Here is a 23307-nt window from a genome sequence, read left to right as displayed (position 1 = left end):
CTACAATTTACTATGTAACCTCAGTTCGGGATAAGAAAATCCAAAACCTTTTATCTAAGGCTATTGAATCTATAAATGCTAAATTCTCACAAATAAATCCTATTCATCCAATAAATCGGGGCAGGCACAGGGGCGCAGCCCCTACAATTGATGGTGTGTGCTCGCCCAGAACGTTTGTATGCCCTATATTTCGTCTCAAATTCCTTATCCCGAATTCACGTTATGTAGCATAAATGCTTGGCACACAGTCAAAATAATAGCTACTAGAGATTCTTGAAGACTATGCCCTTAGTGAGTTGATTGAAGAGGTTGAAAATGACGAAATGGATTAGGGAAAAGAAGTACAGAAGTTCTACCAGAAAGTTTTAGCAGGGATGCAAGCATGAAGGCAAAATTGCCTGAAATAGGGCTAGTTTCCACCTAACGCCAAAAGTGCTACGAAACTTCCACTATTCCAGAGGCAATGTACTAACATGGGGGCAAACAGGTTGTTCGATCGCACATAGACAAACCCTAAGACCATGCCCAAAACCGTCAGGGGAATTAGATCGGCAAGATTGAGGTGAGCGAGCGCAAAACAAAAGGCACTCAACGCGATCGCGCCACCATAGGACATAAATTTGGTAAGCGAAGGCAAGAGGAATCCTCGGAATAACAGCTCTTCAAAAAAGGGCGCAGCGATCGCGAGGGTTAGCCACAAAATTAGTTTGGCGCGATTGTCTTGACTTTCAACTAAGATCGGCAACAGGGGATTTCCCCCACCCTGTCCTTGCAGCACTTGTTCGCTTACTGCCGATACAATCACAACCAGAGGCACTGCTGCCAAATAGCCACCTATGCCCCAAACTAGCGATCGCCAAGAGAATAAATTAAAACGGAACCAGTGACTTGGCAAGGGGCGAAATCTTTGGAGGCAAATTTGCAAAATCACTAAGATCGGTAGCATGGACAAAATATAGGGAAATAGTACGAGTAAAGCTTTGTAGGTATAACTAGAGCTACCACTACCCGAACCGAGTCGAAATGCACTTAGGGCTAGGGGCAATACAAGTTGAGAGACAACAATAAAAGAGGTAAACCATAACACCATTACTTCCCATACGGTTTCACCATCCCAAGGCACAGTCCATGTTTGAGCGCGACTTCGTAAGGGTTCGATCTCAGAACTAGATTCTCGCTCGGAAACTTCTTTGGGTCTATAAAAGGGCGAACTGCTCCGAAAGAACAGCCGCTGAACGCCCAAAACAATCCACAGAAAAATCCCTAAAATCCCGCCCAATAATGGAACGGCATTGGCAACCAGCAATCGATTCACTGCCGATGTGGCTTCTAGCTGCTGCTGCTTTTTAACCGAGGGAATCAAATCAAGTCGCTGTTGGGCGCGATAGAGTTGCTCTAAGGCTATGTGGCGATACCAACCAGACAGCGATCGCCGCACCTGCCCTTCGGCATTCGGCAAGAGCATTATTGGATTTGACCAAAGCCCTTGTAAGATTTCAGCCGTGATACCCATACTGGTGCGTTGCGTTGCCTCATTTTTTGTCACGCCCTGCCATGTCGCGATCGCCCCTGGCACATCTCCAGTCTGTACTTTTAGCAAACCAATATGCACATCTAACTCATTGACGAGATTTTGCTTCCGACTGCGCTTCTTTTGCAGAGCTGAAGGATCGGAAATTGTGCCATCAGTCAGTTGCTCCTGACTCAGTTCGGCAATCAGTCTGACATTAGAAGCGCGTGCCGCCTGATAGCTTTCTAGGGCTTGCTTGTAAACTTTTTTAGGCTCACCATCAAACAGCAATTGCCGTACCGCTGCATTATCTGCCGCATCTCCTTGCCATTCCGTCGCTTGCAAAATTAGATCTGTTTGAAGCAAATCTAAACGGGTTTGCTCTTGGGGGTTGCTCCAGCTACTCATAAGGGATAGCCAGATCGCAGCGATCGCTAACAAACTCAAGATACTCAGAACAATACGCTTTACAGTCATGCAGATAAAGTTAGGTAAGGGGCATTATTAGGGACGAGATAGGCTAAAAGCGATCGTTTACCGATCTCTTTCTTAACCCTATCATCCTTTATCCCATTGGATCTCTCGATACCAAGAGCATCAAAATAGATCGCAAACAAAACAAAAACCAGATGTTTGAAGACCTGGTTTTGTGGATTATTGAATTTACATTCCATCAGTCATGATGGATTTATGTGAGGGCGAGCGATCGCCTTCACATAGCAGATTTAGGATCCAGCAGAAGCCCGCGCTGCCGCCGCTTCATCAGGATGAATACCTAGACGTGTGAGGTTATAGCGTCCGCGCTGATCGATCTCGCGAATTTTGATAATCACTTCATCGCCAACGGCAACTTCGTCTTCAACCTTACCGACACGACCTTCGGCAAGTTGAGAGATATGCACCATTCCTTCTTTTCCTGGGAGGAATTCCACAAAGGCACCAATCGGAATGATCCGCGAAACCTTGCCTAAATAGACGTCACCTGTACTGACGCGGCGGGTCATGCCCTCAATGATTTGCCGTGCCCGTTTTGCACCTTCGCCATCATTAGAGGAGATCGTCACCGTACCATCATCTTCAATATCAATTTTGGCTCCAGTTTCTTCGGTAATCCCTTTGATATTTCTACCACCGGGTCCAATCACCAAACCAATTTGATCGGGATTGATGCTGATCGTGAGTAGGCGAGGTGCATAGGGAGATAGCTCCGTTTTAGACTTCGGTAGCACTTCCAACATCTTGCCTAAAATATGGGCACGACCCGCTTTGGCCTGGTTAATCGCATCGCGAATGGTATCCATCGCAATCCCTGTAATCTTCATATCCATTTGCAGCGCCGTGATACCTGCATCAGTGCCTGCAACCTTAAAGTCCATGTCACCCAAGAAATCTTCGATCCCTTGAATGTCTGTAAGCACGCGCACTTGATCGCCTTCTTGGATTAGCCCCATAGCTACACCGCTTACGGGCTTCGTAATCGGTACACCTGCATCCATCAACGCTAAGGTCGAGGCACAGACAGAACCCATGGAGGTGGAACCATTGGAGGATAGAACTTCCGAAACTACGCGCAAAACGTAGGGAAACTCACTAGAAGAAGGAAGTACTGGCTCGATCGCTCTTTCGGCTAAAGCACCATGTCCGACTTCTCTACGACCGGGCGATCTCATGGGTTTGACCTCTCCCACAGAATAGGGAGGCATATTGTAGTGATGCAGATAGCGCTTTTTCTCGTCGGGGTGCAGATCGTCTAACTCTTGGGCATCTGAAGGCGTGCCTAATGTCGCGATCGATAGTACCTGAGTCAAGCCGCGATTAAATAAACCACTACCATGCACGCGAGGCAAAAGCGAAACTTCAGCAGAGACGGGGCGAACTTCATCAAGCTTACGACCATCAATGCGGACGCTATCTTCAATCACCTGACGGCGCATCAGCTTTTTAGTGAGATCTTTAAAGGTTGCACTCACAACTTTATCTGTTGCTGCCACCTTAATTGGATCTTCCTCAGGCAATGCGGCGATCGCTTCAGCTAGCTCGGCTTTGATCGCATCTAAAGCAGCATCTCGCACCTTGCGATCTTTTTCTAAGCTAGCAACCACTTGTTTGATTTGGTCGCCAGACTTTGCGGTGATAAATTCGTGCAAAGACGTATCAACCACGGGTGGGGTGACATCCGCAGGGGAAATTCCTAGCTCTGCCATTAAATTCTTTTGGGCAAGAATTAGCTCTTGAACGGCCTCATAGCCAAACTCGATCGCTTCGATCATGTCTTTTTCAGGCAATTGCTTTGCGCCTGCTTCTACCATGATGATGCCTTCGGGAGTTCCAGCTACGACCAAATCGAGATCGCCTGCTTCAATCTCAGCATAAGTGGGATTAATGATAAATTCATCACCCACCAAACCAACGCGCACGCCTGCCATCGGTCCATTAAAGGGTAATCCTGCCAACTGTACTGCGATCGAGGCTCCCGTCACGCACAACACATCGGGGGGAACTTTTTCATCTAACGCCATCGTGGTGGCAATTACCTGAATATCATCGCGCAGCCAACCAGGAAACAAAGGACGTAAGGGGCGATCGATCAACCGACAAGTCAAAATCGCCTTTTCAGGGGGACGACCTTCACGCCGCAAAAAGCCACCTGGAATGCGACCTGCTGCATACAAACGTTCTTCGTAGTCCACAAGTAAGGGTAAAAAATCGATCCCTTCGCGGCCCGGCCCTCTTGTAGCCGTAATCAGTACAGCCGTCTCACCACATTGCATTAACACTGACCCACCTGCTTGGGGTGCTAATAAGCCTATTCTTAGTTTGATCTCTCTGCCATAGAAAGAAATTGTCTTCTCTACTGCGGTCATTATTTGCTCTTCTACTTTTGACTTTTTCTTTAGTTATATATCTGGCAATGGTAACACTGATATAGTAAAATACTGCCTTTAAATTTTTATGTAGTTACCCATTAGCGCATCGCTTCAAAGCCATCTATCTTGGTAAACCCTACTAAATATTGGTGTGAGTTAATCAGTAGATTGATGCAAAAAAAATGGCTCTGTGTAATACAGAGCAGGGCTTTGACGAAATTATTAATTACATAAATATTGTTCGACTTAAGCTGAGCAAAGCTTACGTTTATCGGTTGGTTTGCGACTGAGATAACCCGCGTCGAATTAATAAAACCAAAGCCGAAAAAAGCGCTTGCACAATTTCTTTAAAACCACCCAAACGACTCAAGGTTTTCCAAGAAAAAACAACCCACTGCCAGCCTTTGACAATTTCTCCCCATAGCGTAATTTTGGCAGGCTCAGCAGGAACATTTACCTGATTTGGCTCAATCTCTGACATTTTCGTTTTCTCCTTATTCTCCTATGCGATCGCGACTCAAACTAAACCCAAACGAAGTCATAGGCAGTTATCTAAGTCGTTTTAGGTAACACCATACCTTTACACTATAATACCAATCTCTAGACTCAAAAACGGCTGAGGCTCAATTCCTGCGTAGGTTGCGATAAGATAGTAGGTAAATCTCGGTACTTTACTAACACGATAACTTGGGCATGAAAGAACTTGACTTGGAAGCCACAATTGAAAAGTTAAACTCGATTCTTGAGTTTGAATTAGCAGGGGTAGTGCGTTATACCCACTATGCATTGATGGTTACAGGCCCTAACCGCATACCAATCGTCCAGTTTTTGAAAACACAAGCCAACGAATCACTGCTCCATGCCCAACAAGTGGGGGAAATCCTCACAGGCTTAGAGGGGCATCCCAGCCTCCGAATCTCCCCCATCGAGGAAACCAATAACCATACAGTCAAGGATATTTTGGCGGAGAGTCTCTATCATGAGAGAAATGCTGTTAAGCTGTACAAGTCTTTGCTAGAGATTGTTAAAGACCGTAGCGTCTATTTAGAAGAGTTTGCGCGCACTATGATTGGGCAAGAAGAAATGCACAATCTCGAATTGCGAAAAATGCTACGAGATTTTAGTTAACTAATTTGCTGTCTATCGTTCCCGTTACAACGCCGTTACGTTAACTACGAACTCCTGACAACTGAATTAACTAATTGAATTTAACGAATTGAATCGCTGGCAACTGATAACTGATAACTGAATCCCTGACTAAACAATGACCGTTCGTGTTCGTATCGCTCCTAGTCCCACTGGCAACCTGCATATTGGCACAGCAAGGACTGCTTTATTTAATTGGCTGTATGCCCGCCGACATAAGGGGGAATTTCTCCTTCGCATTGAGGATACTGACCAAGAACGCTCTAAAGATGAATACACCCAAAATATTCTCGATGGGCTTGCCTGGCTAAAGATTGATTACGATAAAGGGCCATTTTTTCAAACCAAACGCCTAGAGCAATACATTGCGGCTGTTCATATCTTGCTAGATCAAGATCTTGCCTATCGTTGCTATTGCACCGAGGCAGAGCTAGAGCAGATGCGGGAAGATCAAAAGGCAAAAAAACAAGCCCCCCGTTATGACAATCGCCACCGCAATTTGACCAAACAGCAACGTCAAGCCTTTGAGGCTGAGGGGCGCAAGCCTGTAATTCGGTTCAAAATTGAGGAGCCGCTTGAGGTGTCATGGTTTGACATGGTACGAGGTGAGGTTACCTGGAATACCCGCGACCTCGGCGGCGATATGGTGATTGCTAGGGTAGACGAGCAAGGCAATATTGCTTTGCCCCTTTATAACTTTGCGGTTGTGATTGACGATATCGACATGGAAATCACCCATGTGATTCGGGGCGAAGATCACATTGCCAACACGGCAAAGCAAATTTTGATTTACGAAGCTTTAGGCGCAATTCCCCCTGAGTTTGGTCATACACCGCTCATCCTCAATGCTCAAGGTGCCAAGATCTCAAAACGGGATGGGGCTACATCCGTGGCAGAGTTTCAAGCCATGGGCTATGTGCCCGAAGCCTTTAACAACTATATGGTGCTGTTGGGGTGGTCGCCACCAGATGGTAATGAGATCTTTAAACTCGAAGATGTCGCTCAGGTGTTTGATTTTAACCGCGTCAACAAAGCTGGTGCGAGATTTGACTGGGATAAACTCAACTGGCTCAACAGTCAGTACCTGCACAGTATGACCGCAGAAGATCTATGCGATCGCTTGATGCCCTTTTGGCAAAAAGCAGGCTTTAATTGCGATTTAGATCGCGCTTGGCTGCTAGAAGTAGTGAAACTAATTGCACCTAGCCTCACCCTGCTTGCCGATGCCGTGGAGATGGCTCGCTATTTGTTTGTGGATACCCCCAACTACACCGATGAAGCGATCGCGGTGTTAAGCCCAGAAACCGTAAAACCCATCCTATCTGGATTGCTCGAAGCCTTAAATCAAACTCCTGAGCTAACGGCTGAGAGTGCTGGGGCGCTGATTCAAACAGTGACCAAAGCGCAAGGCATCAAAAAAGGCATGGTGATGAAGCCTCTACGGGCAGCATTAACAGGGGATATTCATGGACCAGATTTAGTGCCATCTTTCCTACTGCTGCACCAAAGAAACCTTGCCCTACCTCGATTGCAACACAGTCTAGGGATCTAAATTTCATCTAGCAGAAAGCCGCAGAGAAACTAGGTTTCTCTGCGGCTTTCTTTTGTAGTTTGATTACTGACTTGTCTCGCTGATCGATAGTCGAAAAGGAATCGACTCCCCTGTTTCGGAGCCTACCCAAATTTCATATGTTCCTGATGCCCATGTGCCCTCAAGGGAAGGCTTAGAACTGTTGCGGCAATAGATGCCATCGGGACCTTTAACCAGCAAAGTAGCTTTGCCATTGGCAATGGCAATTACTTTTAAACTCAGGAAACTAAAGGGTTTTTCGGCAACAAATATATAATTTGCCGTTTGACTTGCCAAACCTTGGCATGACCCATTCACCTGTGTTAAACCCGCAAGAGATTGTAGAGAAGTTGAGCCACTGGTTGTACCGATATACACCTGTGGGTCGGGACTAAATCTGGGGGAAAGGGGCTTCATTGCCTCCTGGCTATTGGCTAGCGGCGTCCAAAGCAAGGAATTAGGCAAGACTAACCCAAGTAAGAGACCCACTGAGATAAAAAGCTGTCTAGGCGATCGCATCCATTTCATCTTTGACTTCATCTTTGGCGAATTTCACTCAACGAAAGGGTATATCGAAAGGATTGATTGGCATCTTTAGAACCCACCCAAACCTGATAAGTTCCTGGGAGGAGCCGTCTTGAGATTTGAGGATTACGTCCTTGGGATTCATCATCCGCACAAACCACAATGCCTCCAGGTCCTTTGATCAACATTGTAGGATCGTTATTGATGCCACCTGTATATACCAAAAAATCTAGTAACGGAAAGCTTTCATTTAGCGTAATCACATGATTGGGCTGCGTCTGTGCAAAGCCTCGACAGTTCGCATCAATACCAGCCAAACTCGCTAAACTCACATTGCCACCCGTACTGCCACCTAGTTTAATTGGGTCGGGTCTAAAGTTGTGTGACAGAGCGATCGACTCGCTTTGCGCCAAACTCACAGGAGCCGCAGCCATAGAAATCGCTGCTACCAATCCAATCAAACCGAACCAACTAGCCCCCTTTTGCCCTTGCATGACCGTCATCTCCATTTAATACTGTCTTTTTAAATTCGATCTGTAACGTAAAAACACTTGAATTAATTTTTAGCGCTTTGCCTGCCATACAAAATTCATGTCTGGATGAATCGATCTAGTGTCGTCGCGATGTATTCATCATTACATCCATATCACGTTCACCCATGCCACATAGGACGAATCTCTAAATTAAGTTGTTCCAGTGTAAATAAATGTAACGATATTGACGTCAAGCCAGCAAAGTATCTTGACAGCATATGGGTAGGCAAGTATATTGCTTCAATACCCGGGTATTCCACCTAATCAAATATTATGCAGGACAAGCAAAAAGTCACTCTGTATCTATCAGCAGACTTACACAGACAGTTAAAAATTCGTTCGGCGATCGACCAAGAACCTATGTCCGATCTAGCTGAAAAAGCTATAGGTTTCTACTTATCCCATGCTGAGATTGTGGAATCTTCGGGCATTGGTCATACGCACCAAGTCTATAACTGCCCTGAATGTTCCCAAGCGGTTGTAGTACGAAGCGGTGAGCTTTTAGCCATTGGTGGCAGTCATAACTGTACAACCAAGACTGAGGCTGATAAAGCCGATAGCCAAGACGAAGAACTTGTCGTTTGTCAATAGGTTCAAACACAATTTCAAACGAAATTAAATTCAAAGAATAGGTTCAAACAACTACAGATGAATGCTAACTATATAACTAAGTAGTTCATCCACCAGTAAGTTAAATTCAAACGTAGGCTCTTGCTCAGGTTTGAGGCTTAAAAAGTTTAGACATCAAGGTGAGGCAAGAGGGTTAATCCTCTTTACGAATATGCAAGAAGAACTTAGTATCCTTATTCAAGCTCAATACCCCTTGATCTACCTCAATACTCCTGAGGAAGAAAGAGCCGAACGCGCGATCGCTTTAGTTTCCCAGGTCAAGCCGGCGAGACGCATCTTTATTTGGACGGTCACCCACGGCATTGTTGAATATGGGCAAGCGGGTGGCGGTAGTCAGCACAACACAGAGTCTGCGGAAGCCGCCCTTAAGTGGATTATTCGCTCCGATCAAAAAGAGCCTGCGATCTATGTATTTAAGGATTTGCATCCTTTCTTCGATCACCCAGTTATTGTTAGATGCTTGCGTGACGTAATTGCCAACTTTAAAGGCACGCAAAAATCTATCATTTTGATGTCTCCCGTACAGGTCATTCCGATTGAGCTTGAAAAAGAAGTTATCGTCCTAGATTTCCCCCTTCCTAAGATCGAAGAACTAGAAGAGGTCTTGGCTCAGCAAATTGGCGCGTCTCGCATCAAAAAACTAGCACCCGAGACCAAAGAAAAATTGCTACGTGCTACCCTTGGGTTGACCCATGACGAAGCAGAAAAGGTTTATCGTAAGGCACAGGTCACAACAGGTCGCCTCACCGAAGAAGAAGTTGGCATCGTACTCTCAGAAAAGCAACAGCTCATTCGACGAAATGGCATTTTAGAATACATCGAAGAAGATGAAGGTATTTCTGCCGTAGGTGGACTAGAAGAGTTGAAGCATTGGTTGCGTCAGCGTTCTAATGCATTTAGCCAAAGAGCCAGAGAATATGGTTTGCCACAACCGAAAGGTATGTTGATTTTGGGCGTGCCAGGCTGTGGCAAGTCTCTCATTGCCAAGACAACTGCGAGACTTTGGTCTTTACCACTAGTCCGCCTCGATATGGGTCGAGTCTATGACGGCTCTACGGTAGGACGCTCAGAAGCTAACTTGCGCAGTGCGCTCAAGGTTGCCGAATCAATCTCGCCCATGATTCTGTTTATCGATGAGTTAGATAAAGCCTTTGCGGGTAGTGCTGGCTCAGCGGACTCAGATGGTGGTACCTCTTCTCGCATCTTTGGTACTTTCTTGACATGGATGCAAGAGAAAAAGTCGCCTGTGTTTGTGATGGCAACCGCAAACCGTGTCGATCGCTTACCTGGTGAGTTTTTACGCAAAGGACGCTTTGACGAGTTATTTTTTGTGGACTTGCCCAACTTTGAAGAGCGCAAACAAATTTTTGAAATTCATCTCAGCAAGCGCAGGTCTGATATTACGCGTTTTGATTTCGGTCAGCTCTCTAACGTGACTGATGGCTTTTCAGGAGCCGAAATCGAACAAGGCATCGTTGCTGCGATGTATGAAGCTTTTGCCCAAGATCGGGAGTTTACTCAGTTAGACATTATCTCTGCGGTTAAGTCTACGACTCCTTTATCGCGCACGATGACAGAGCAGGTCTCTGCTCTACGTGATTGGGCAAGGTTGCGGGCACGCCCCGCCGCCACTACCGTCGCTGAATATCAGCGTATGGAGTTTTAAGAAGCTTTCCCAGTTTTTAACTGGGTAAAGGCTAGACTGTAGGAGCTATTCCCAGAGCAACCAGTAGTCTAGCAGTCCGAAGTCAACTAACTGTACCGCGCCAACGGTACTCTCCCTCGATTAACAATTATTTACAGGAGTAAATCTATTATGTCTCACTTCAGCACACTTCGCACAAAAATTACTGACGCCGAAATCTTAAAATCTTCCCTGCGCGATCTAGGTATCACCGTTAAAACTGATGCCGATGTCCGTGGCTACAATGGGCAGCGCCTACGCTCTGACATCGTAGCAACCCTCGAAGGTGACTACGATCTAGGCTGGTCGCGTAATGCTGATGGCTCTTTTGACCTGATTGCCGATCTTTGGGGAGTTGCCAAAAAGCACAACCAAACCGAGCTGATCAACTCGATCAACCAAAAGTATGCAGTTAACAAGACCCTCAACGAAGTGAAGCGTCCTGGACTCAATAACGCAAATGTCAAACTTGTGGTGCAGTAATTACATCACGAATGATTGAACTTCAAAATTGCAGGCTAGCTCCTACGGCTAGCCTCTTTTTTGTTTGATGGTATAAATCCGCAGCAGAGATCCCCGACTTTTGGGGCAACCTTTGTAGATTTTTTCGCACCAATCAGAAAAAGTCGGGGATCTAGGAATCTGTATGATGGATATCCTGACTATGCTTACACTATAGGTAAGTTTTATGCTCAAGTTCTGTACATGCTAGATTCACTCAATTCTTGGCTTTATCAAGTAGATCGCTGGTCGAATGCGATCGTGCTCAATCAGTTGGATCATTTTTCTGTATTGAGTATTGGTTTAGTCTTTTTAGCAGGTTTGGTCACGAGTCTGACTCCTTGCACGCTTTCGATGCTGCCTTTAACGATTGGTTATATCGGTGGGTTTGAATCGAAATCTACTTTTGCGGCGGCTTTACAGTCTGCTTGGTTTGCCTTAGGCTTTGCCACAACCTTGACAGGGTTTGGTTTAGCTGCGGCATTTCTTGGGAAAATTTACGGACAGACAGGTTGGGGTTGGTCAATCGTCATGGGTGTCGTCGCGATCGCCATGGGATTGCAACTGCTTGAACTTTTACCCATGCGCTTGCCGAACTGGGGCAATGTAGAAATTTCACGTCAATTACCCAGTGGGATTCGTTCCTATCTGGTTGGTCTGACCTTTGGACTGGTGGCTTCGCCCTGTAGCACACCAGTTTTGATTACCCTGCTGACATGGGTATCGAGTACTGGAAACATCTTGCTGGGTGCGGGGCTATTGCTGATTTATGCCTTGGGTTCTGTGTTGCCATTGTTACTGGCAGGAACATTTGCAGGCATGATGAAAGGATTGCTATCGATGCGACGTTGGTCGGGTTGGCTAAATTGGACGAGTGGCGCAATTTTGATCGGATTTGGTACGCTTTCAATTCTCAATCGTTTTATTTGAGCGCATTGAGTAACTTTTCACCTTGTTTAACAAAGTGTTGATTCTGTCGATACTAAAATGGGACAGAGCTTTTTTAAATCTATCCGTCAATCAATTGATGTGCCAATTTATGATGTTTTTCAATCAAGGTTTCTAGTTCAATCGTGGTTAATCGTCCGCGATCGATAACCTTGCGACCATTGATAAAACTGTAGTCCACTCTGTTGACTTGGCAGAAAACGATCGCAGCGATTGGGTCGTGGTGAGCCCCTGCCAACTCTGGGCGGTCAAGGTCGATCGCAATGAAATCCGCAGACATGCCGGGTGCAAGATACCCAATATCGTCTCGCCCTAAAACTTTTGCCCCTCCCAGCGTCGCCAACTCCAGTGCATGCCTCGCCGTCATCGCATTGGCATCCAATTCGCGAACTCGTGCCATCAGAAAGGCAGTACGGGCTTCATTCAATAAATTGGAGCCGTCATTCGATGCCGATCCATCCACGCCTAAACCTACAGGTACTTGATGATTGAGCATCTTACGAATGGGTGCCATACCGCTGGCAAGACGCATATTGCTACAGGGGCAATGGGCCACTCCTGTCCCTGTTTTACCAAACATTTGAATCGCGCGATCGTCCAACTGGACGCAATGGGCATGCCAGACATCCTCTCCCAACCAACCAACTGATTCCACATAGTCCCCAGGTGTGACACCAAAGTTCGTGATGCTGTAAGCAACATCCGACTTGTTTTCTGCTAAATGCGTATGTAACCTAATTCCGGGATGCGATCGCGCTAATTTTGCTGATTCCCGCATCAAATCTTGAGATACGGTAAAAGGCGAGCAAGGGGCGAGGGTAATGCGGAGCATGGCATGACGCGTATTGTCATGATATTGCTCGATCAGACGTTGGCTATCTTTCAAAATATCGACTTCCTTTTCAACCACAGAATCAGGAGGAAGCCCCCCCAGACTTTGCCCTACGCTCATGCTGCCGCGACTCGCATGAAACCTTAGCCCGATCGCCTCCACAGCTTGAATTTCATCATCTAGCCTGCTACCGTTGGGAAAGATATAGAGATGATCGCTAGCCGTCGTACAACCCGATAGCATTAACTCGGCTGCAGCCATTTGGGCACTGATATAGATAGATTTTGGCGTGAGATTTGACCAAATTGGATACAGCGCTTGCAGCCAATTAAATAAGTCGCAGTTTTGAGCTGCTGGGACAGCACGCGTGAGGGTCTGAAAAAAATGGTGATGGGTATTTACAAGTCCTGGAAGTACAACATGCCGACCTCGTAAATCTAAAATCTCGTCTGCGATCTGGGGCAACTCTTGTGTTATGCCAATCTGCTCGATGATATTGTCTCGCACAAACAGCGCCGCATTAAGAATTTCCCGTCGTGCTTCATCCATTGTGACCAAGGTATGGATGTTCTTGACCAGCAAGGTTGACATAGAGCAAATCCCAAATATAAGTTATTTGCTTTATTTACAGCAAAGATAAATGCACAGATGTATTGAGATTCACAAATTCTAGCTTTAGAAGAAACCGAAAGCTAATCTGCGATATTTGTTTGTAGAATTTCTACAGAATGCTCCCAGTCATTTGCGCCAATTTCTAGCTTTTTTAATATTGGGCTGTAGCTCTAAAACCAAATATCTTCCGTAGATCTGGTTATACCATTTTCAAAAAGTGATGCAACGCATCTTTTTGAAAAGACCGCGCTCCGCGCGGAACACAAAACCCGATCTGTCGCAATTTCAAGAGAAATTGGTTTTAGTTCTTGCAAAGTTCTATCTGATTAAGTAATGAATTAAGAGCAAGTCTTCACATCTAAAAAATTTTTAACTGCAAGGGAGAATAGTTATGATTGAGTTCTTAAATACGCCATACTAGGTAAAGGCTCAATTCATCAATTCAAAGTGTCTCCCCGTTTTCACTTAAAGTACCTATGCATAATTCTAGATTAGAGACAAAACTGAACCAACTGCGACAGATATTCACAGAATCACAGAAAGTTTTGATTGCCTACTCTGGCGGCATTGATAGCACCTTGGTGGCAAAAATTGCCTTCGATCTATTGGGCGATCGCGCTTTAGCCGTCACGGCAAACTCCCCTTCGCTATTGCCCTCCGATCTAGAAGCTGCAAAGTCTCAGGCAAAACATATTGGCATTCCCCATCAAATTGTCATGACCGCTGAGATGGCGAATCCTAACTACACATCGAATCCTGTCAACCGCTGTTATTTTTGCAAGAGCGAACTCCACGACACGCTGAAACCCCTAGCCAAGTCCCTCGATTATGATTATGTGGTGGATGGGCTGAATGCTGACGATCTCAAGGACTATCGCCCTGGCATTGCCGCTGCCAAAGAGAGAGGCGTGCGATCGCCTCTTGCCGAAGTGGAAGTCAGTAAATTAGAAGTAAGAATTCTCTCGCAAAATTTAGGACTGCCTTGGTGGAATAAACCTTCGCAACCTTGTCTTAGCTCTCGGTTCCCCTATGGAGAAGAAATTACGATTGAGAAACTCCATCGGGTAGGAAATGCCGAACAATATCTCAGAGACATGGGCTGGTTAGGAGATATAAGGGTGCGATCGCTCGAAGATACAGCTAAAATCGAAGTTCCCTTAGATCGAATTGCTGATTTTGTCACGAGCATAAAATTAACAGAACTCACCGAGGCTTTTCGCACCTTTGGGTTCAAGACGATTACCCTCGATCTCGAAGGCTTTCGGAGTGGCAAACTCAATGATGCGATTTTACAACGAGCAGCCGTCTCTAGCTTTTCTTCATGAGTCAGGCTTTGTTGAAGATTGTTCTTCTTCAGATACCTGTCGATCTACTTCAATGGATACCTGTTTCAGCGTTTCTTGAAGCACATCCAAAACGACTTGTGGATCTGTGGCTTGCTGCATCATTTCGGCTTCGAGATCGTAGCGATTTTGCACGTCGGGTAGATCGACGCGCAATTCTTCCACCAGTGCAATTAGTTTGGCGATCTTTTGCTCGGTGAGGAGATTCAGTTGCAAGATTAAATGCGATCGCTCGTTGTCTAGTTTCTCCTGACGGGTTTGATAAATCAAGACACCTGTGGAAATCAGCAGTGCCGCCACATCAATTCCCTGCTCGCGTAAATTAAATAGAGGAAATTCCCAGTCCAAAAGACCAGCATTCGCCAGAGAGCTATAGATACTCCAAGTCGTGAAGAATATAAGTTCAGTATAGAGAAACCAAGGCTGACCAAAAGCCGCAGCGATCGTTTCTACAATGCGATGATGTCCTGGAATATTTTGTTCTTGCTGAGCTTGAAGCCCAATAATTGTATCAATATTTTTCTGAACCTGCTCTGGTAATTGGTTCATATCTTCATCTATCCTTATACTTTTTCACTTGAACTCCACCACGATTACACCCCGCACCTTGTTGTAGATGCGGAGTGCTTTTGTAGCATCCATGAGGAGAAATGGGATTAATTCTGCGGTACCCAGACAGATACAGAGCCGGCATTACATCGAAATTCTCCCCAACCCTCGTCATTGGTTGTAATCGGTTCTTTGACATGCTCGGTGATATCAATGTAGGTGCGATTGGGTTGCCCAACTTCCATAGACTTACTACCATTATCCCCATTACTCAAGATGACTGCCATTCCTCCCGCATGTTCTTCATCTCCCAGTCTTGTCCAACCCACCGTATTGGCATGATCGAAATAATCATACTGGTCGCCATAGGCATAGGTTTGCCGCACAAGTAGGAATTTGTCGATCAGCTCCCGATGACTATCTAACCAAATTTCGTACTCATTGCCATCGTTCCCATTGTCTTTGTAGTGAGCACCATAATAGTCAGCATAGAAAATACAAGGATATCCTTCGCGCCGCAGTAAAATCAACGCATAGGCGAGGGGCTTAAACCAAGCTTCAACCACTGATTCCAGCGATTGCAAAGGTTGCGAATCATGGTTATCGACTAGCGTTACTGCTAGGGCAGGCTGTTGTTGAACGAGGGTATTGTCAAAAATTTGGCGGAGGTCGTAATTATTGCCTGACTTGCTGGCAATTTGGAAGTTTAAATGTAGCGGTGCATCAAACAGGCTCACCCTCCCATTAGTGGTTTCGATAAAGTTGTGGAGAGCCTCGACTTCATAGGACCAGTACTCGCCTACGGCAAATAGGTCGCGTTGGGCATGGTTGCGCTCGTGTTCGATCCATTCTTGGAAAAAATGCGCTGATACATGTTTGACGGCATCAAATCGGAAACCATCAACACCAGTCGTATCGAGATACCACTCACCCCAATATTTCAACTCGCCACAGACTTCAGGGTGAGACATATCTAGATCGCAACCCATGAGATAGTCAAAATTGCCTTTCTCTAAATCGACATTGCGATCGAACTCTTTCCCTTTGAGTAGGTAAACGGCATTTTCTCCTTCGTTGTAGGCGTTGTAGTCGATCGCGTCAAAATGCCACCAATGCCATTTCATGCTGGAATATTGCTCGCCACGACCGGGGAAAGTGAAATGCGTCCAAGCTTTGATGGTTTGATACTCGCCGATTGGAGCATTGCGATTTTCAGGATCGAAGGGTGTGGCTTCGACTTCTTCTGCTTCATCTGCACCGAGCTTATGATTGAAGACGACATCAGCATAGACGCTGATACCCGCAGCCTGTGCCACCTTAATCGCATGGAGGTATTCTGCTTTTGTGCCATATTTCGTTCGCACCGATCCCTTTTGTTCAAACTCACCGAGATCGAATAAATCGTAGACACCATAACCAACATCATAACCACCACTTGAACCTTTGTATGCTGGAGGCAACCACACGGAGGTAATCCCAACCTTAGCCAAATCTTTAGCGGTCTCTGCTAGCTGGTTCCAAAGGCTGCCATCTGGTGGCACATACCAATGGAAATATTGCATCATGACACCATTAGGTTCAGACATAAAATGATTTCCCTACGAAGAAATTACTGTGATTAATCCTTTGAGTCGCACGCTCAGTCCTCTACGATCTGAATTGTACAAGGCGATCGCACGGGTTTCTTTGCCTTTTTTAAAATCTATCTTAAGAATGACCCCGCGCCACAGAAAATCGCACAACATTCTTCTTCAGATTGGGGATGGTCTCGGTCACACCTGAGAGTCAGCTTTTCTTGGAATCCCTTCATAAAGAACATGAACCTACTTCCACAATTCCTCAATCCTGATGCTGTATCGATCTACCTCTCGAACCCAGAACTTCCAAGGTTGTCCTCGATCTTTAGAAATTGAAGTTTAATTCAGCATAGCCGTACATTCTAAAATCAACTTTTGGTTGATCAAAGCATAAGGCTGAAGTTCTAAGACGCGGCGAAAAGCTTTGATGGCAGACATATAGTCACCGAGGGCGGCATAGCATAAGCCCATCCCGTGAATCGCGCCAAAATGGATAGGATTGAGTTCGATGACATGTTGGCAATCTTTGAGTGATTTTTGATATTTACCCAAGGTGTAATAGAGAACAGCACGACGATTCCAAGCTTCCGAAAAATCGGGTTGGTCGTCGATAAGTTCTGTGAGTAAATCTTCTGCCCTGCTGGTTTCGCCCTGCTCTAATAGGGTTTGGCTCTGCCGAATTAGATCGAGCCCGTAAGCCCCCTTTTGCATAAACCAAATTTGCCAAAGTTCCTGAGTTGCCTGCGTGCGAATGTCCTCATCTTCGCTCTTTAAATCTTTTAATAAAGAATCAATAGGTGGCTGACTCATCGCGGTAATGACTCTAGTCAATGACTAGGTGAGGGCTATTGGTCGATTGTTCTGTCCCGTTATGATGCTACAACATCAGGGTAACATCGTTATCAGCAGGGGGGCGATCGCTAAAGGCTTCAAAGTAAGCGCGTAGGTCAGGTGGGAATTCAGGAAAGCTAAACTTAGCATCCCCATTTGCTAGATCTGCCCAAAAATAGCGTAGCTGAGGCATGAGCGTTTCAGCTACTTCTAAAGATAGATTTAGTGGCGGCTGGGTCAAGAGCTTTCGGACAAAGGGGTAAGAGCGATCGCCCATCCACTCCCTCGAAAAATGTTGTAAATCGGGCTGTTGCGGGAGCGATCGCACTCGAAATGACTGGACGTTCAGCCTTGTAGACTGTTCGCTTTGCTCGTAGGTCAATACGCGATAGGGATGAGGATAGCTGATGAGCGATCCTGTGGTGATTTCATAAAAGCCATAGCGATTGCTCCAAGCAATATCCTGAACGTGTAAGTGACCAGTGAATACCAATTGCACGCCCGCTTGTTGCAGCAACTCACAAAAAGGCTCAGGATCGTCAAGTAGATAGCGCTGCCCCAGTGGATTTTTTGACTGATTGGGCATATGTTCCAAAATATTGTGATGGATCGTCACCAAGGTCAATTGGGCAGAGCGATCGGCAAGGATGGTTTTAAGCCAGTCAAACTGCTCGCGATCGAGCCACCCGATCTGCTTACCATGGTCATCAAACCAATTGGAATTTAGCCCAATCAAACGCACGCCTGGCAAAATTTCCTGCGCGTAATAGAGTTGGTTTCCGAATTGGGGATCGTAGCCAAATTTTTGATAGTGGGGCGTAAACTGGTTGAAATGCTCGGGCGTGGGCAAATCGTGATTGCCGGGAATGACATAGACAGGGTAGGGCAATCTTGCCAAGCGATTCGCCAACCAAGCATGATTTTCAGCTTCGCCATGTTGGGTCAGATCGCCGGGTAAGAGCAAAAAATCTAGGTCAAAATGCGATAAATGGTCTAAAACCACCTCTAGGGCAGGAATGCTGAACTCGACTAGATGAAATCGCCCAGGGTGCTCGTAAATCGTACTAGGTAAGGCAATATGTAAATCCGAAGCGATCGCAAACTTAAAACTCAGTCCCATAATTTCGTTGTCAGTTGTCAGGGATCGGTCTAAAAGCCAAAAGCTAATAGCCAATAATCTTAGCCTACAATATTCAGAAGAATTTTTCCGTTCACTTTACTAGCCAATACTATGCTACAGAGCGATCTAAAATAGGCGTTATTTATTAGGTTTGGATATGACTCAGTTCTTTCAGTTTGAAGCTGACTTTGTGGAATCTTTGCGTTGTATTCCCATGCAAGTGAGATTTAAACTCGATACCTGTAGCATCAAACTCAAACTGCAACACTGGCATCAATTTACTACAGCCCAGCGTCAAACCTTGGTTGACCTACCTTGCAAACAGGAAACAGAAATTCTTAACTATCGTTCTCTATTAAGAACTTGGGTATTGGAATATTCAGGCACTTACCCTAGTGAGTTAGAGATTCCGAGCAATCCTGATTGGTTCAATACGACGACTATTCCCGAAAGTGTGTATCTCAAATCCTTGGAAGTAGGCCATGCAATTCGCTTAGAACAATGGCTGACGTTAAGCCCGTTGCAAAGGTTTGCCCTCATCAAGCTCAGTAGTTCCAACCATGAGAATAGTAATTTTTTCCCTGCTTTAAAAGAGTTCCATCTATCTGATTTTGATAACTAGCGATCGCATAGCCTAAAAAGCAAAAAGGAAGAGGTTGCCCTCTTCCTTTTCTTTAAGAACTAAGCAGGAGAACCCTGCATTCTATTTGTTAACTTACTTAGACTCGGTGAAGTCAGCATCAATCACGCTATCATCGCCACTCGCAGCATCTTTGGTTGCACCATCTTGAGGCTCACCAGAAGGAGCCGCACCACCATCACCACTTTGTTGATAGACAGAAGTGCTGAGGGCATACAAAGCTTGCTTGAGTTCTTCGCTAAGTGTGGGAATGCGATCGTGATCTTCGGCTGCAACTGCCGCACGTAGGTCTTTAATCAAGCCTTCGATCTTGGTCTTGTCAGCATCGGGAACCTTGTCAGCCAAGTCTTTGAGTTGCTTCTCAGCTTGATAGGCTAGAGAATCGGCTTGGTTTTTGGCTTCCACGCGTTCGCGCTTTACCTTGTCTTCAGCAGAATTCTTCTCGGCTTCTCTCACCATGCGCTCCACTTCAATATCAGGCAGCGTAGAAGCACCAGAGATCGTAATCGACTGAGCCTTACCAGTACCTTTATCCTTAGCAGTTACTGCCAAGATACCGTTGGCATCGATATCAAAGGTGACTTCGATTTGGGGTACGCCACGGGGAGCAGCGGGAATTCCATCTAGGCGGAAAGTCCCCAGACTCTTGTTGTCGCCCGACATTTCGCGCTCGCCTTGCAGAACGTGAATTTCTACATTGCTTTGACCATCCACAGCAGTTGAGAAGGTCTCTGACTTTTTGGTAGGAATGGTGGTGTTGCGAGGAATAATCTTGGTCATCACACCACCCAAGGTTTCGACACCGAGAGACAAAGGTGTAACATCAAGCAAGAGGATGTCTTTGACTTCACCCGATAGGACACCTGCTTGAATGGCAGCACCAACGGCTACAACTTCATCAGGGTTAACACCTTGGTTAGGGTCTTTGCCCAAGATCTTTTTGACCAGTTCTTGTACGGCAGGGATGCGGGTAGAACCGCCTACGAGTACGACTTCATCAATCTTAGACTTGTCAATCTTGGCATCTTTGACCGATTGCTCGACAGGAATGCGGCAGCGATCGATTAAGTCTGAGCATAGCTTTTCAAATTCTGCTCTGGTTAGGGTGACATCAAGGTGCTTCGGCCCATCTTGAGTCGCCGTGATGAAAGGCAGGTTAATTTCAGTTTGGGTGACGCTAGATAGCTCGATCTTAGCTTTTTCTGAAGCCTCGGTCAAACGCTGTAACGCTTGCTTGTCTTTGCGCAGATCGATGCCTTCAGAGGCTTGAAACTGGTTAGCCAACCAATCCACAATTTTTTTGTCAAAGTCATCACCACCAAGGTGCGTGTCACCACTGGTTGACATCACTTCAAACACACCATCCCCCACTTCGAGAATTGATACGTCAAACGTACCACCACCAAGGTCAAACACCAGAATGGTCTCATTGCTCTTGCTGTCTAGACCATAGGCAAGCGCCGCTGCTGTAGGCTCGTTAATAATCCGCAACACATCTACACCAGCGATTTTGCCAGCATCTTTGGTGGCTTGACGCTGTGAGTCATTAAAATAGGCTGGAACCGTTACAACCGCTTGGGTAACTTGTTCGCCTAAATATTTGCTGGCATCGTCAATTAACTTACGCAATACTTGGGCAGAGATTTCTTCGGGAGCAAACTGCTTGCTAACTGCGGGTGCATCAATTTTGACGTTACCGCCTTGGTTAAGGACTTTGTAAGCAACTTGCTTAGATTCGTTACTTACTTCTTCATAACGTCTGCCAATAAAGCGCTTAACCGAGTAAAACGTATTGTCAGTATTCATTACAGCTTGGCGCTTGGCAATTTGCCCGACGAGGCGATCGCCGTTTTTAGCGTAAGCCACAACTGAAGGGGTAGTACGGAAGCCCTCGGCGTTTGCGATTACCGTGGGCTTGCCGCCTTCCATAACGGCGACGACTGAGTTTGTCGTACCCAAATCAATTCCAACTACTTTTGCCATGAGGCTTCCAACTCCTGATTCAGAACTTTTGTTAATTTCTATGGTTACTAGAGACTAAGATTAACTAGTTTTACGAATTAACACAGCAGGTTTTTCCCCAGAAAAGGTAGGGTTTACCGTACAGCAGCATGATTTGTTACCAGTTTTCAGGGATTGGTTGTCAGGAATGAGGGGACTGTTTGTGTTTAGCAGTTAGTATTTAGCCAGTCTTAGATGTTTGATGGTGACGCGATCGCTGCAAACATTCAACTCCGCGATCGCTGGGGGTATCGCATATAACACCGTACCGATATGCCCCAGCGATCGCGTCATGGCTCATAAATCCTCAATCTTCTCTCACTATATCGGTAAGCAGCAAGAATTTCTCGACTTTGTTCTAGAGCAATACATCAAAGAAGGCATAGGCGAACTCGATCGATCGAAATTACCACAACTACTAGAGCTAAAATATCATGCGGTGCGCGATGCAGTTACAGAACTGGGAAATATTCCAACGATTAAGGAAGTGTTCGTCGGATTTCAGAAGTATTTGTATTTGCAGGATAGAGCCGCCTGATTTGTAAGTTCTGCTTCATCCATTTGAGATATATTTTCTTCGCTTTCACTTTGGGCTAATGAAATAGACCACCCCTGCTCGGTCATCAGTGACCAGAAACGCATTGGTTCCCCAAGGCAAAATGAATGCGGGTCGTCCGTAGACAACACCATTTTGCAAAAAACCTGTGACAAATGGCTCTGGCGATCGCCCCTTGGCTACTCTCACAATTTCGTAACCACGATTTAAGCTAACTTCAGAAGAGCCATGAAGAGCCACCAAAAAATAGTTTTTGAGAGATGAGATTGTATTCGTTGAGTCAAAGTAGGCGAAACCTAATGGCGCACTATGTGCGGGAAACGTAGCATCGGCTAGGGGCACTTTACGACAATCTATAGCGCGGTCAGACCGACTAAATTCTTCGTCGGCATAGATTTGAGCTTCGAATTGGTAACAATATGGCCAGCCATAGTTTTTGCCATCCTCAACAAGGTAGAACGTATCTTCTGGTTTGTCCTCGCCTAAATAGTCCGATCCCATATTGGTCGCAAACAGATTCTCTATTCCAGCCTTACTTACCCATTTAATCCCAACTGCATTACGTAAACCTGTGGCATAAGGTCTAGAATTTCTACCATCCAAATCCATCTCAAGAATGGATGCTCTCACGGCTTCGGTTTCTTCGCAGGCATCGCAACTGCTGCCAATGGAAACATAGACTTTATTATTATGGATTTCTACGGTTCGAGTTAAGTGCCATCCACCATATTTGTAACTCAGTCCTCGATCGGGGAAAGTCGCGATCGTTTGAGGTGGACTAGAAGGTTTAAGGTCTCCCGTTCGATATGGATAGCGAACCAAGCGATCGGTTAAGGCAAGATATAACCAATGCTTTCCCGCATCGTCGGTATAAAAGGTGAGGCTATTGGGATTGCGAAGTTCGGTGAGATAGGTGGCAGCTTTGCCAAACGTACCACGAGTGGCATCAAAGTCATCTAGGATATAGATTGCCCCGTCGTTATTGTCACTCAGGTCAATCATGTCTGGCACAAAAAGGCGACCATCTGGGCTTTTTGCCATCGCTCTAATTCGCTTTAAGCCCTGAGCAGCAGGCGTAATCTGAAATTCTTGCGGTAGATATAAATCAAAGCTTTTACCATCATTCAGCGCGATCGCATGAGGGGTCAAATTTATAGGAGTTGAGTCTGGCAAGTCCTCTCCCGCGATCGCCTTTCTCTTCTCACTCAATTTTAATGGAGGGGATGGAACTGGCAGAGATAAAGGAGACGATCTGACGATCGCAGCGAAAAATGATGGGATTGTGGGAGTCTGAGCATTCCTAACCCAAAAAAAATTCGCAGCCAAGACAGC

At 45.8% G+C, this 23307-nt stretch carries 20 protein-coding genes and 1 pseudogene; 9 read left to right on the top strand and 12 right to left on the bottom strand.

All coding sequences use genetic code 11. The features are described 5' to 3' along the window. Window positions 1-409: 409 nt before the first annotated feature. The 3 genes from ACP2WE_RS13570 to ACP2WE_RS13560 form a co-directional block, all read right to left on the bottom strand. The gene (locus ACP2WE_RS13570; RefSeq protein ID WP_425216089.1) at window positions 410-1987 is read right to left on the bottom strand and encodes a CPBP family intramembrane glutamic endopeptidase; all 1578 of its coding nucleotides are present in this window, start codon (window positions 1985-1987) and stop codon (window positions 410-412) included. Window positions 1988-2235: 248 nt separating this feature from the next. Beyond that, a complete protein-coding gene (locus tag ACP2WE_RS13565; protein ID WP_425216088.1) occupies window positions 2236-4374 on the bottom strand; it encodes a polyribonucleotide nucleotidyltransferase in 2139 nt (712 codons plus the stop codon). Between the two features lie 271 nt (window positions 4375-4645). Then, window positions 4646-4858: a hypothetical protein gene (locus tag ACP2WE_RS13560; RefSeq protein ID WP_425216087.1), complete on the bottom strand. Its 213-nt coding sequence runs from the start codon at window positions 4856-4858 to the stop codon at window positions 4646-4648. A 212-nt stretch (window positions 4859-5070) separates the two neighbouring features. Here ACP2WE_RS13560 and ACP2WE_RS13555 point away from each other — a divergent pair, with 212 nt between their 5' ends. After that, window positions 5071-5505 (top strand): ferritin-like domain-containing protein, encoded by a 435-nt coding sequence (locus ACP2WE_RS13555; RefSeq protein ID WP_425216086.1) that lies wholly within the window; start codon window positions 5071-5073, stop codon window positions 5503-5505. Window positions 5506-5641: 136 nt separating this feature from the next. Next, window positions 5642-7075, top strand: a complete 1434-nt coding sequence (gene gltX, locus ACP2WE_RS13550) for a glutamate--tRNA ligase (RefSeq protein WP_425216085.1) — start codon at window positions 5642-5644, stop codon at window positions 7073-7075. Between the two features lie 63 nt (window positions 7076-7138). Here gltX and ACP2WE_RS13545 read toward each other — a convergent pair whose 3' ends face one another. Both ACP2WE_RS13545 and ACP2WE_RS13540 read right to left on the bottom strand, forming a co-directional pair. Then, a complete protein-coding gene (locus ACP2WE_RS13545) occupies window positions 7139-7633 on the bottom strand; it encodes a hypothetical protein (RefSeq protein ID WP_425216084.1) in 495 nt (164 codons plus the stop codon). Further along, a complete protein-coding gene (locus ACP2WE_RS13540) occupies window positions 7630-8112 on the bottom strand; it encodes a hypothetical protein (RefSeq protein ID WP_425216083.1) in 483 nt (160 codons plus the stop codon). The genes ACP2WE_RS13545 and ACP2WE_RS13540 overlap by 4 nt, the downstream gene beginning before the upstream one ends. Window positions 8113-8424: 312 nt before the next feature. Here ACP2WE_RS13540 and ACP2WE_RS13535 point away from each other — a divergent pair, with 312 nt between their 5' ends. The 4 genes from ACP2WE_RS13535 to ACP2WE_RS13520 all read left to right on the top strand — a co-directional run bounded on the left by ACP2WE_RS13535 (window position 8425) and on the right by ACP2WE_RS13520 (window position 11896). Continuing rightward, window positions 8425-8742: a slr0373 family blue light stress response protein gene (locus tag ACP2WE_RS13535; RefSeq protein ID WP_425216082.1), complete on the top strand. Its 318-nt coding sequence runs from the start codon at window positions 8425-8427 to the stop codon at window positions 8740-8742. Window positions 8743-8932: 190 nt separating this feature from the next. Further along, the gene (gene ycf46, locus ACP2WE_RS13530; RefSeq protein WP_425216081.1) at window positions 8933-10447 is read left to right on the top strand and encodes a stress-responsive protein Ycf46; all 1515 of its coding nucleotides are present in this window, start codon (window positions 8933-8935) and stop codon (window positions 10445-10447) included. A 150-nt stretch (window positions 10448-10597) separates the two neighbouring features. Next, entirely contained in the window at window positions 10598-10948 is a 351-nt protein-coding gene (locus ACP2WE_RS13525; protein ID WP_330482938.1) for a DUF1257 domain-containing protein, read from the top strand. A gap of 222 nt (window positions 10949-11170) precedes the next feature. After that, window positions 11171-11896 carry a cytochrome c biogenesis protein CcdA gene (locus tag ACP2WE_RS13520; protein WP_425216080.1) on the top strand — a complete coding sequence of 242 codons (726 nt, stop codon included), beginning with the start codon at window positions 11171-11173 and terminating at the stop codon, window positions 11894-11896. A gap of 79 nt (window positions 11897-11975) precedes the next feature. Here the strand turns inward: ACP2WE_RS13520 and ACP2WE_RS13515 are convergent, their stop codons facing one another. After that, complete coding sequence (locus ACP2WE_RS13515) at window positions 11976-13337, bottom strand: 8-oxoguanine deaminase (RefSeq protein WP_425216079.1); 1362 nt, start codon at window positions 13335-13337, stop codon at window positions 11976-11978. A 497-nt stretch (window positions 13338-13834) separates the two neighbouring features. On the opposite strand from ACP2WE_RS13515, the gene larE reads away from it, so the two are divergent. Next, on the top strand, window positions 13835-14683 hold the full coding sequence (gene larE, locus ACP2WE_RS13510) for an ATP-dependent sacrificial sulfur transferase LarE (protein ID WP_425216078.1): 849 nt from the start codon (window positions 13835-13837) through the stop codon (window positions 14681-14683). Here larE and ACP2WE_RS13505 read toward each other — a convergent pair. From ACP2WE_RS13505 to ACP2WE_RS13490, 4 genes are all read right to left on the bottom strand, one after another. Continuing rightward, the gene (locus tag ACP2WE_RS13505; protein ID WP_425216077.1) at window positions 14678-15250 is read right to left on the bottom strand and encodes a DUF1003 domain-containing protein; all 573 of its coding nucleotides are present in this window, start codon (window positions 15248-15250) and stop codon (window positions 14678-14680) included. The two genes, larE and ACP2WE_RS13505, sit on opposite strands and share 6 nt — an antisense overlap. Before the next feature lie 107 nt (window positions 15251-15357). Then, window positions 15358-16836 (bottom strand): alpha-amylase, encoded by a 1479-nt coding sequence (locus ACP2WE_RS13500; RefSeq protein WP_425216076.1) that lies wholly within the window; start codon window positions 16834-16836, stop codon window positions 15358-15360. 330 nt (window positions 16837-17166) lie between these two features. After that, the gene (locus tag ACP2WE_RS13495; RefSeq protein ID WP_425216075.1) at window positions 17167-17637 is read right to left on the bottom strand and encodes a tetratricopeptide repeat protein; all 471 of its coding nucleotides are present in this window, start codon (window positions 17635-17637) and stop codon (window positions 17167-17169) included. A gap of 67 nt (window positions 17638-17704) precedes the next feature. Next, window positions 17705-18778 carry a metallophosphoesterase family protein gene (locus tag ACP2WE_RS13490; protein ID WP_425216074.1) on the bottom strand — a complete coding sequence of 358 codons (1074 nt, stop codon included), beginning with the start codon at window positions 18776-18778 and terminating at the stop codon, window positions 17705-17707. 157 nt (window positions 18779-18935) lie between these two features. On the opposite strand from ACP2WE_RS13490, the gene ACP2WE_RS13485 reads away from it, so the two are divergent. Then, window positions 18936-19400: a nitrate reductase associated protein gene (locus ACP2WE_RS13485; RefSeq protein ID WP_425216073.1), complete on the top strand. Its 465-nt coding sequence runs from the start codon at window positions 18936-18938 to the stop codon at window positions 19398-19400. Window positions 19401-19493: 93 nt separating this feature from the next. Here ACP2WE_RS13485 and dnaK read toward each other — a convergent pair whose 3' ends face one another. Further along, the gene (gene dnaK, locus ACP2WE_RS13480; RefSeq protein ID WP_425216072.1) at window positions 19494-21401 is read right to left on the bottom strand and encodes a molecular chaperone DnaK; all 1908 of its coding nucleotides are present in this window, start codon (window positions 21399-21401) and stop codon (window positions 19494-19496) included. Window positions 21402-21669: 268 nt separating this feature from the next. Between dnaK and ACP2WE_RS13475 the strand changes: the two are divergent. Further along, window positions 21670-21957, top strand: a pseudogene (locus ACP2WE_RS13475) (type I restriction-modification enzyme R subunit C-terminal domain-containing protein); the annotation flags it as partial. 45 nt (window positions 21958-22002) lie between these two features. Here ACP2WE_RS13475 and ACP2WE_RS13470 read toward each other — a convergent pair. Continuing rightward, complete coding sequence (locus ACP2WE_RS13470; RefSeq protein ID WP_425216071.1) at window positions 22003-23184, bottom strand: PQQ-dependent sugar dehydrogenase; 1182 nt, start codon at window positions 23182-23184, stop codon at window positions 22003-22005. Window positions 23185-23307 lie beyond the last annotated feature (123 nt).

Source organism: Tumidithrix helvetica PCC 7403, from assembly GCF_965232925.1.
Lineage (GTDB): Bacteria > Cyanobacteriota > Cyanobacteriia > Pseudanabaenales > Pseudanabaenaceae > Tumidithrix > Tumidithrix helvetica.
The sequence above is the reverse complement of the archived record's forward strand: the minus strand, read 5'-3'. Positions and strand labels throughout refer to the sequence as shown.

Bases quoted from the DNA above. Each gene is read 5' to 3' on its own strand.
- ACP2WE_RS13535 (WP_425216082.1), top strand. From the start codon at position 8,425: ATGCAGGACAAGCAAAAAGTCACTCTGTATCTATCAGCAGACTTACAC.
- dnaK (WP_425216072.1), bottom strand. From the start codon at position 21,401: ATGGCAAAAGTAGTTGGAATTGATTTGGGTACGACAAACTCAGTCGTC.
- ACP2WE_RS13525 (WP_330482938.1), top strand. From the start codon at position 10,598: ATGTCTCACTTCAGCACACTTCGCACAAAAATTACTGACGCCGAAATC.
- ACP2WE_RS13495 (WP_425216075.1), bottom strand. From the start codon at position 17,637: ATGAGTCAGCCACCTATTGATTCTTTATTAAAAGATTTAAAGAGCGAA.
- ycf46 (WP_425216081.1), top strand. From the start codon at position 8,933: ATGCAAGAAGAACTTAGTATCCTTATTCAAGCTCAATACCCCTTGATC.
- gltX (WP_425216085.1), top strand. From the start codon at position 5,642: ATGACCGTTCGTGTTCGTATCGCTCCTAGTCCCACTGGCAACCTGCAT.
- ACP2WE_RS13500 (WP_425216076.1), bottom strand. From the start codon at position 16,836: ATGTCTGAACCTAATGGTGTCATGATGCAATATTTCCATTGGTATGTG.
- ACP2WE_RS13505 (WP_425216077.1), bottom strand. From the start codon at position 15,250: ATGAACCAATTACCAGAGCAGGTTCAGAAAAATATTGATACAATTATT.
- ACP2WE_RS13515 (WP_425216079.1), bottom strand. From the start codon at position 13,337: ATGTCAACCTTGCTGGTCAAGAACATCCATACCTTGGTCACAATGGAT.
- ACP2WE_RS13485 (WP_425216073.1), top strand. From the start codon at position 18,936: ATGACTCAGTTCTTTCAGTTTGAAGCTGACTTTGTGGAATCTTTGCGT.
- ACP2WE_RS13560 (WP_425216087.1), bottom strand. From the start codon at position 4,858: ATGTCAGAGATTGAGCCAAATCAGGTAAATGTTCCTGCTGAGCCTGCC.
- larE (WP_425216078.1), top strand. From the start codon at position 13,835: ATGCATAATTCTAGATTAGAGACAAAACTGAACCAACTGCGACAGATA.
- ACP2WE_RS13540 (WP_425216083.1), bottom strand. From the start codon at position 8,112: ATGCAAGGGCAAAAGGGGGCTAGTTGGTTCGGTTTGATTGGATTGGTA.
- ACP2WE_RS13570 (WP_425216089.1), bottom strand. From the start codon at position 1,987: ATGACTGTAAAGCGTATTGTTCTGAGTATCTTGAGTTTGTTAGCGATC.
- ACP2WE_RS13520 (WP_425216080.1), top strand. From the start codon at position 11,171: ATGCTAGATTCACTCAATTCTTGGCTTTATCAAGTAGATCGCTGGTCG.
- ACP2WE_RS13545 (WP_425216084.1), bottom strand. From the start codon at position 7,633: ATGAAGTCAAAGATGAAATGGATGCGATCGCCTAGACAGCTTTTTATC.
- ACP2WE_RS13565 (WP_425216088.1), bottom strand. From the start codon at position 4,374: ATGACCGCAGTAGAGAAGACAATTTCTTTCTATGGCAGAGAGATCAAA.
- ACP2WE_RS13490 (WP_425216074.1), bottom strand. From the start codon at position 18,778: ATGGGACTGAGTTTTAAGTTTGCGATCGCTTCGGATTTACATATTGCC.
- ACP2WE_RS13555 (WP_425216086.1), top strand. From the start codon at position 5,071: ATGAAAGAACTTGACTTGGAAGCCACAATTGAAAAGTTAAACTCGATT.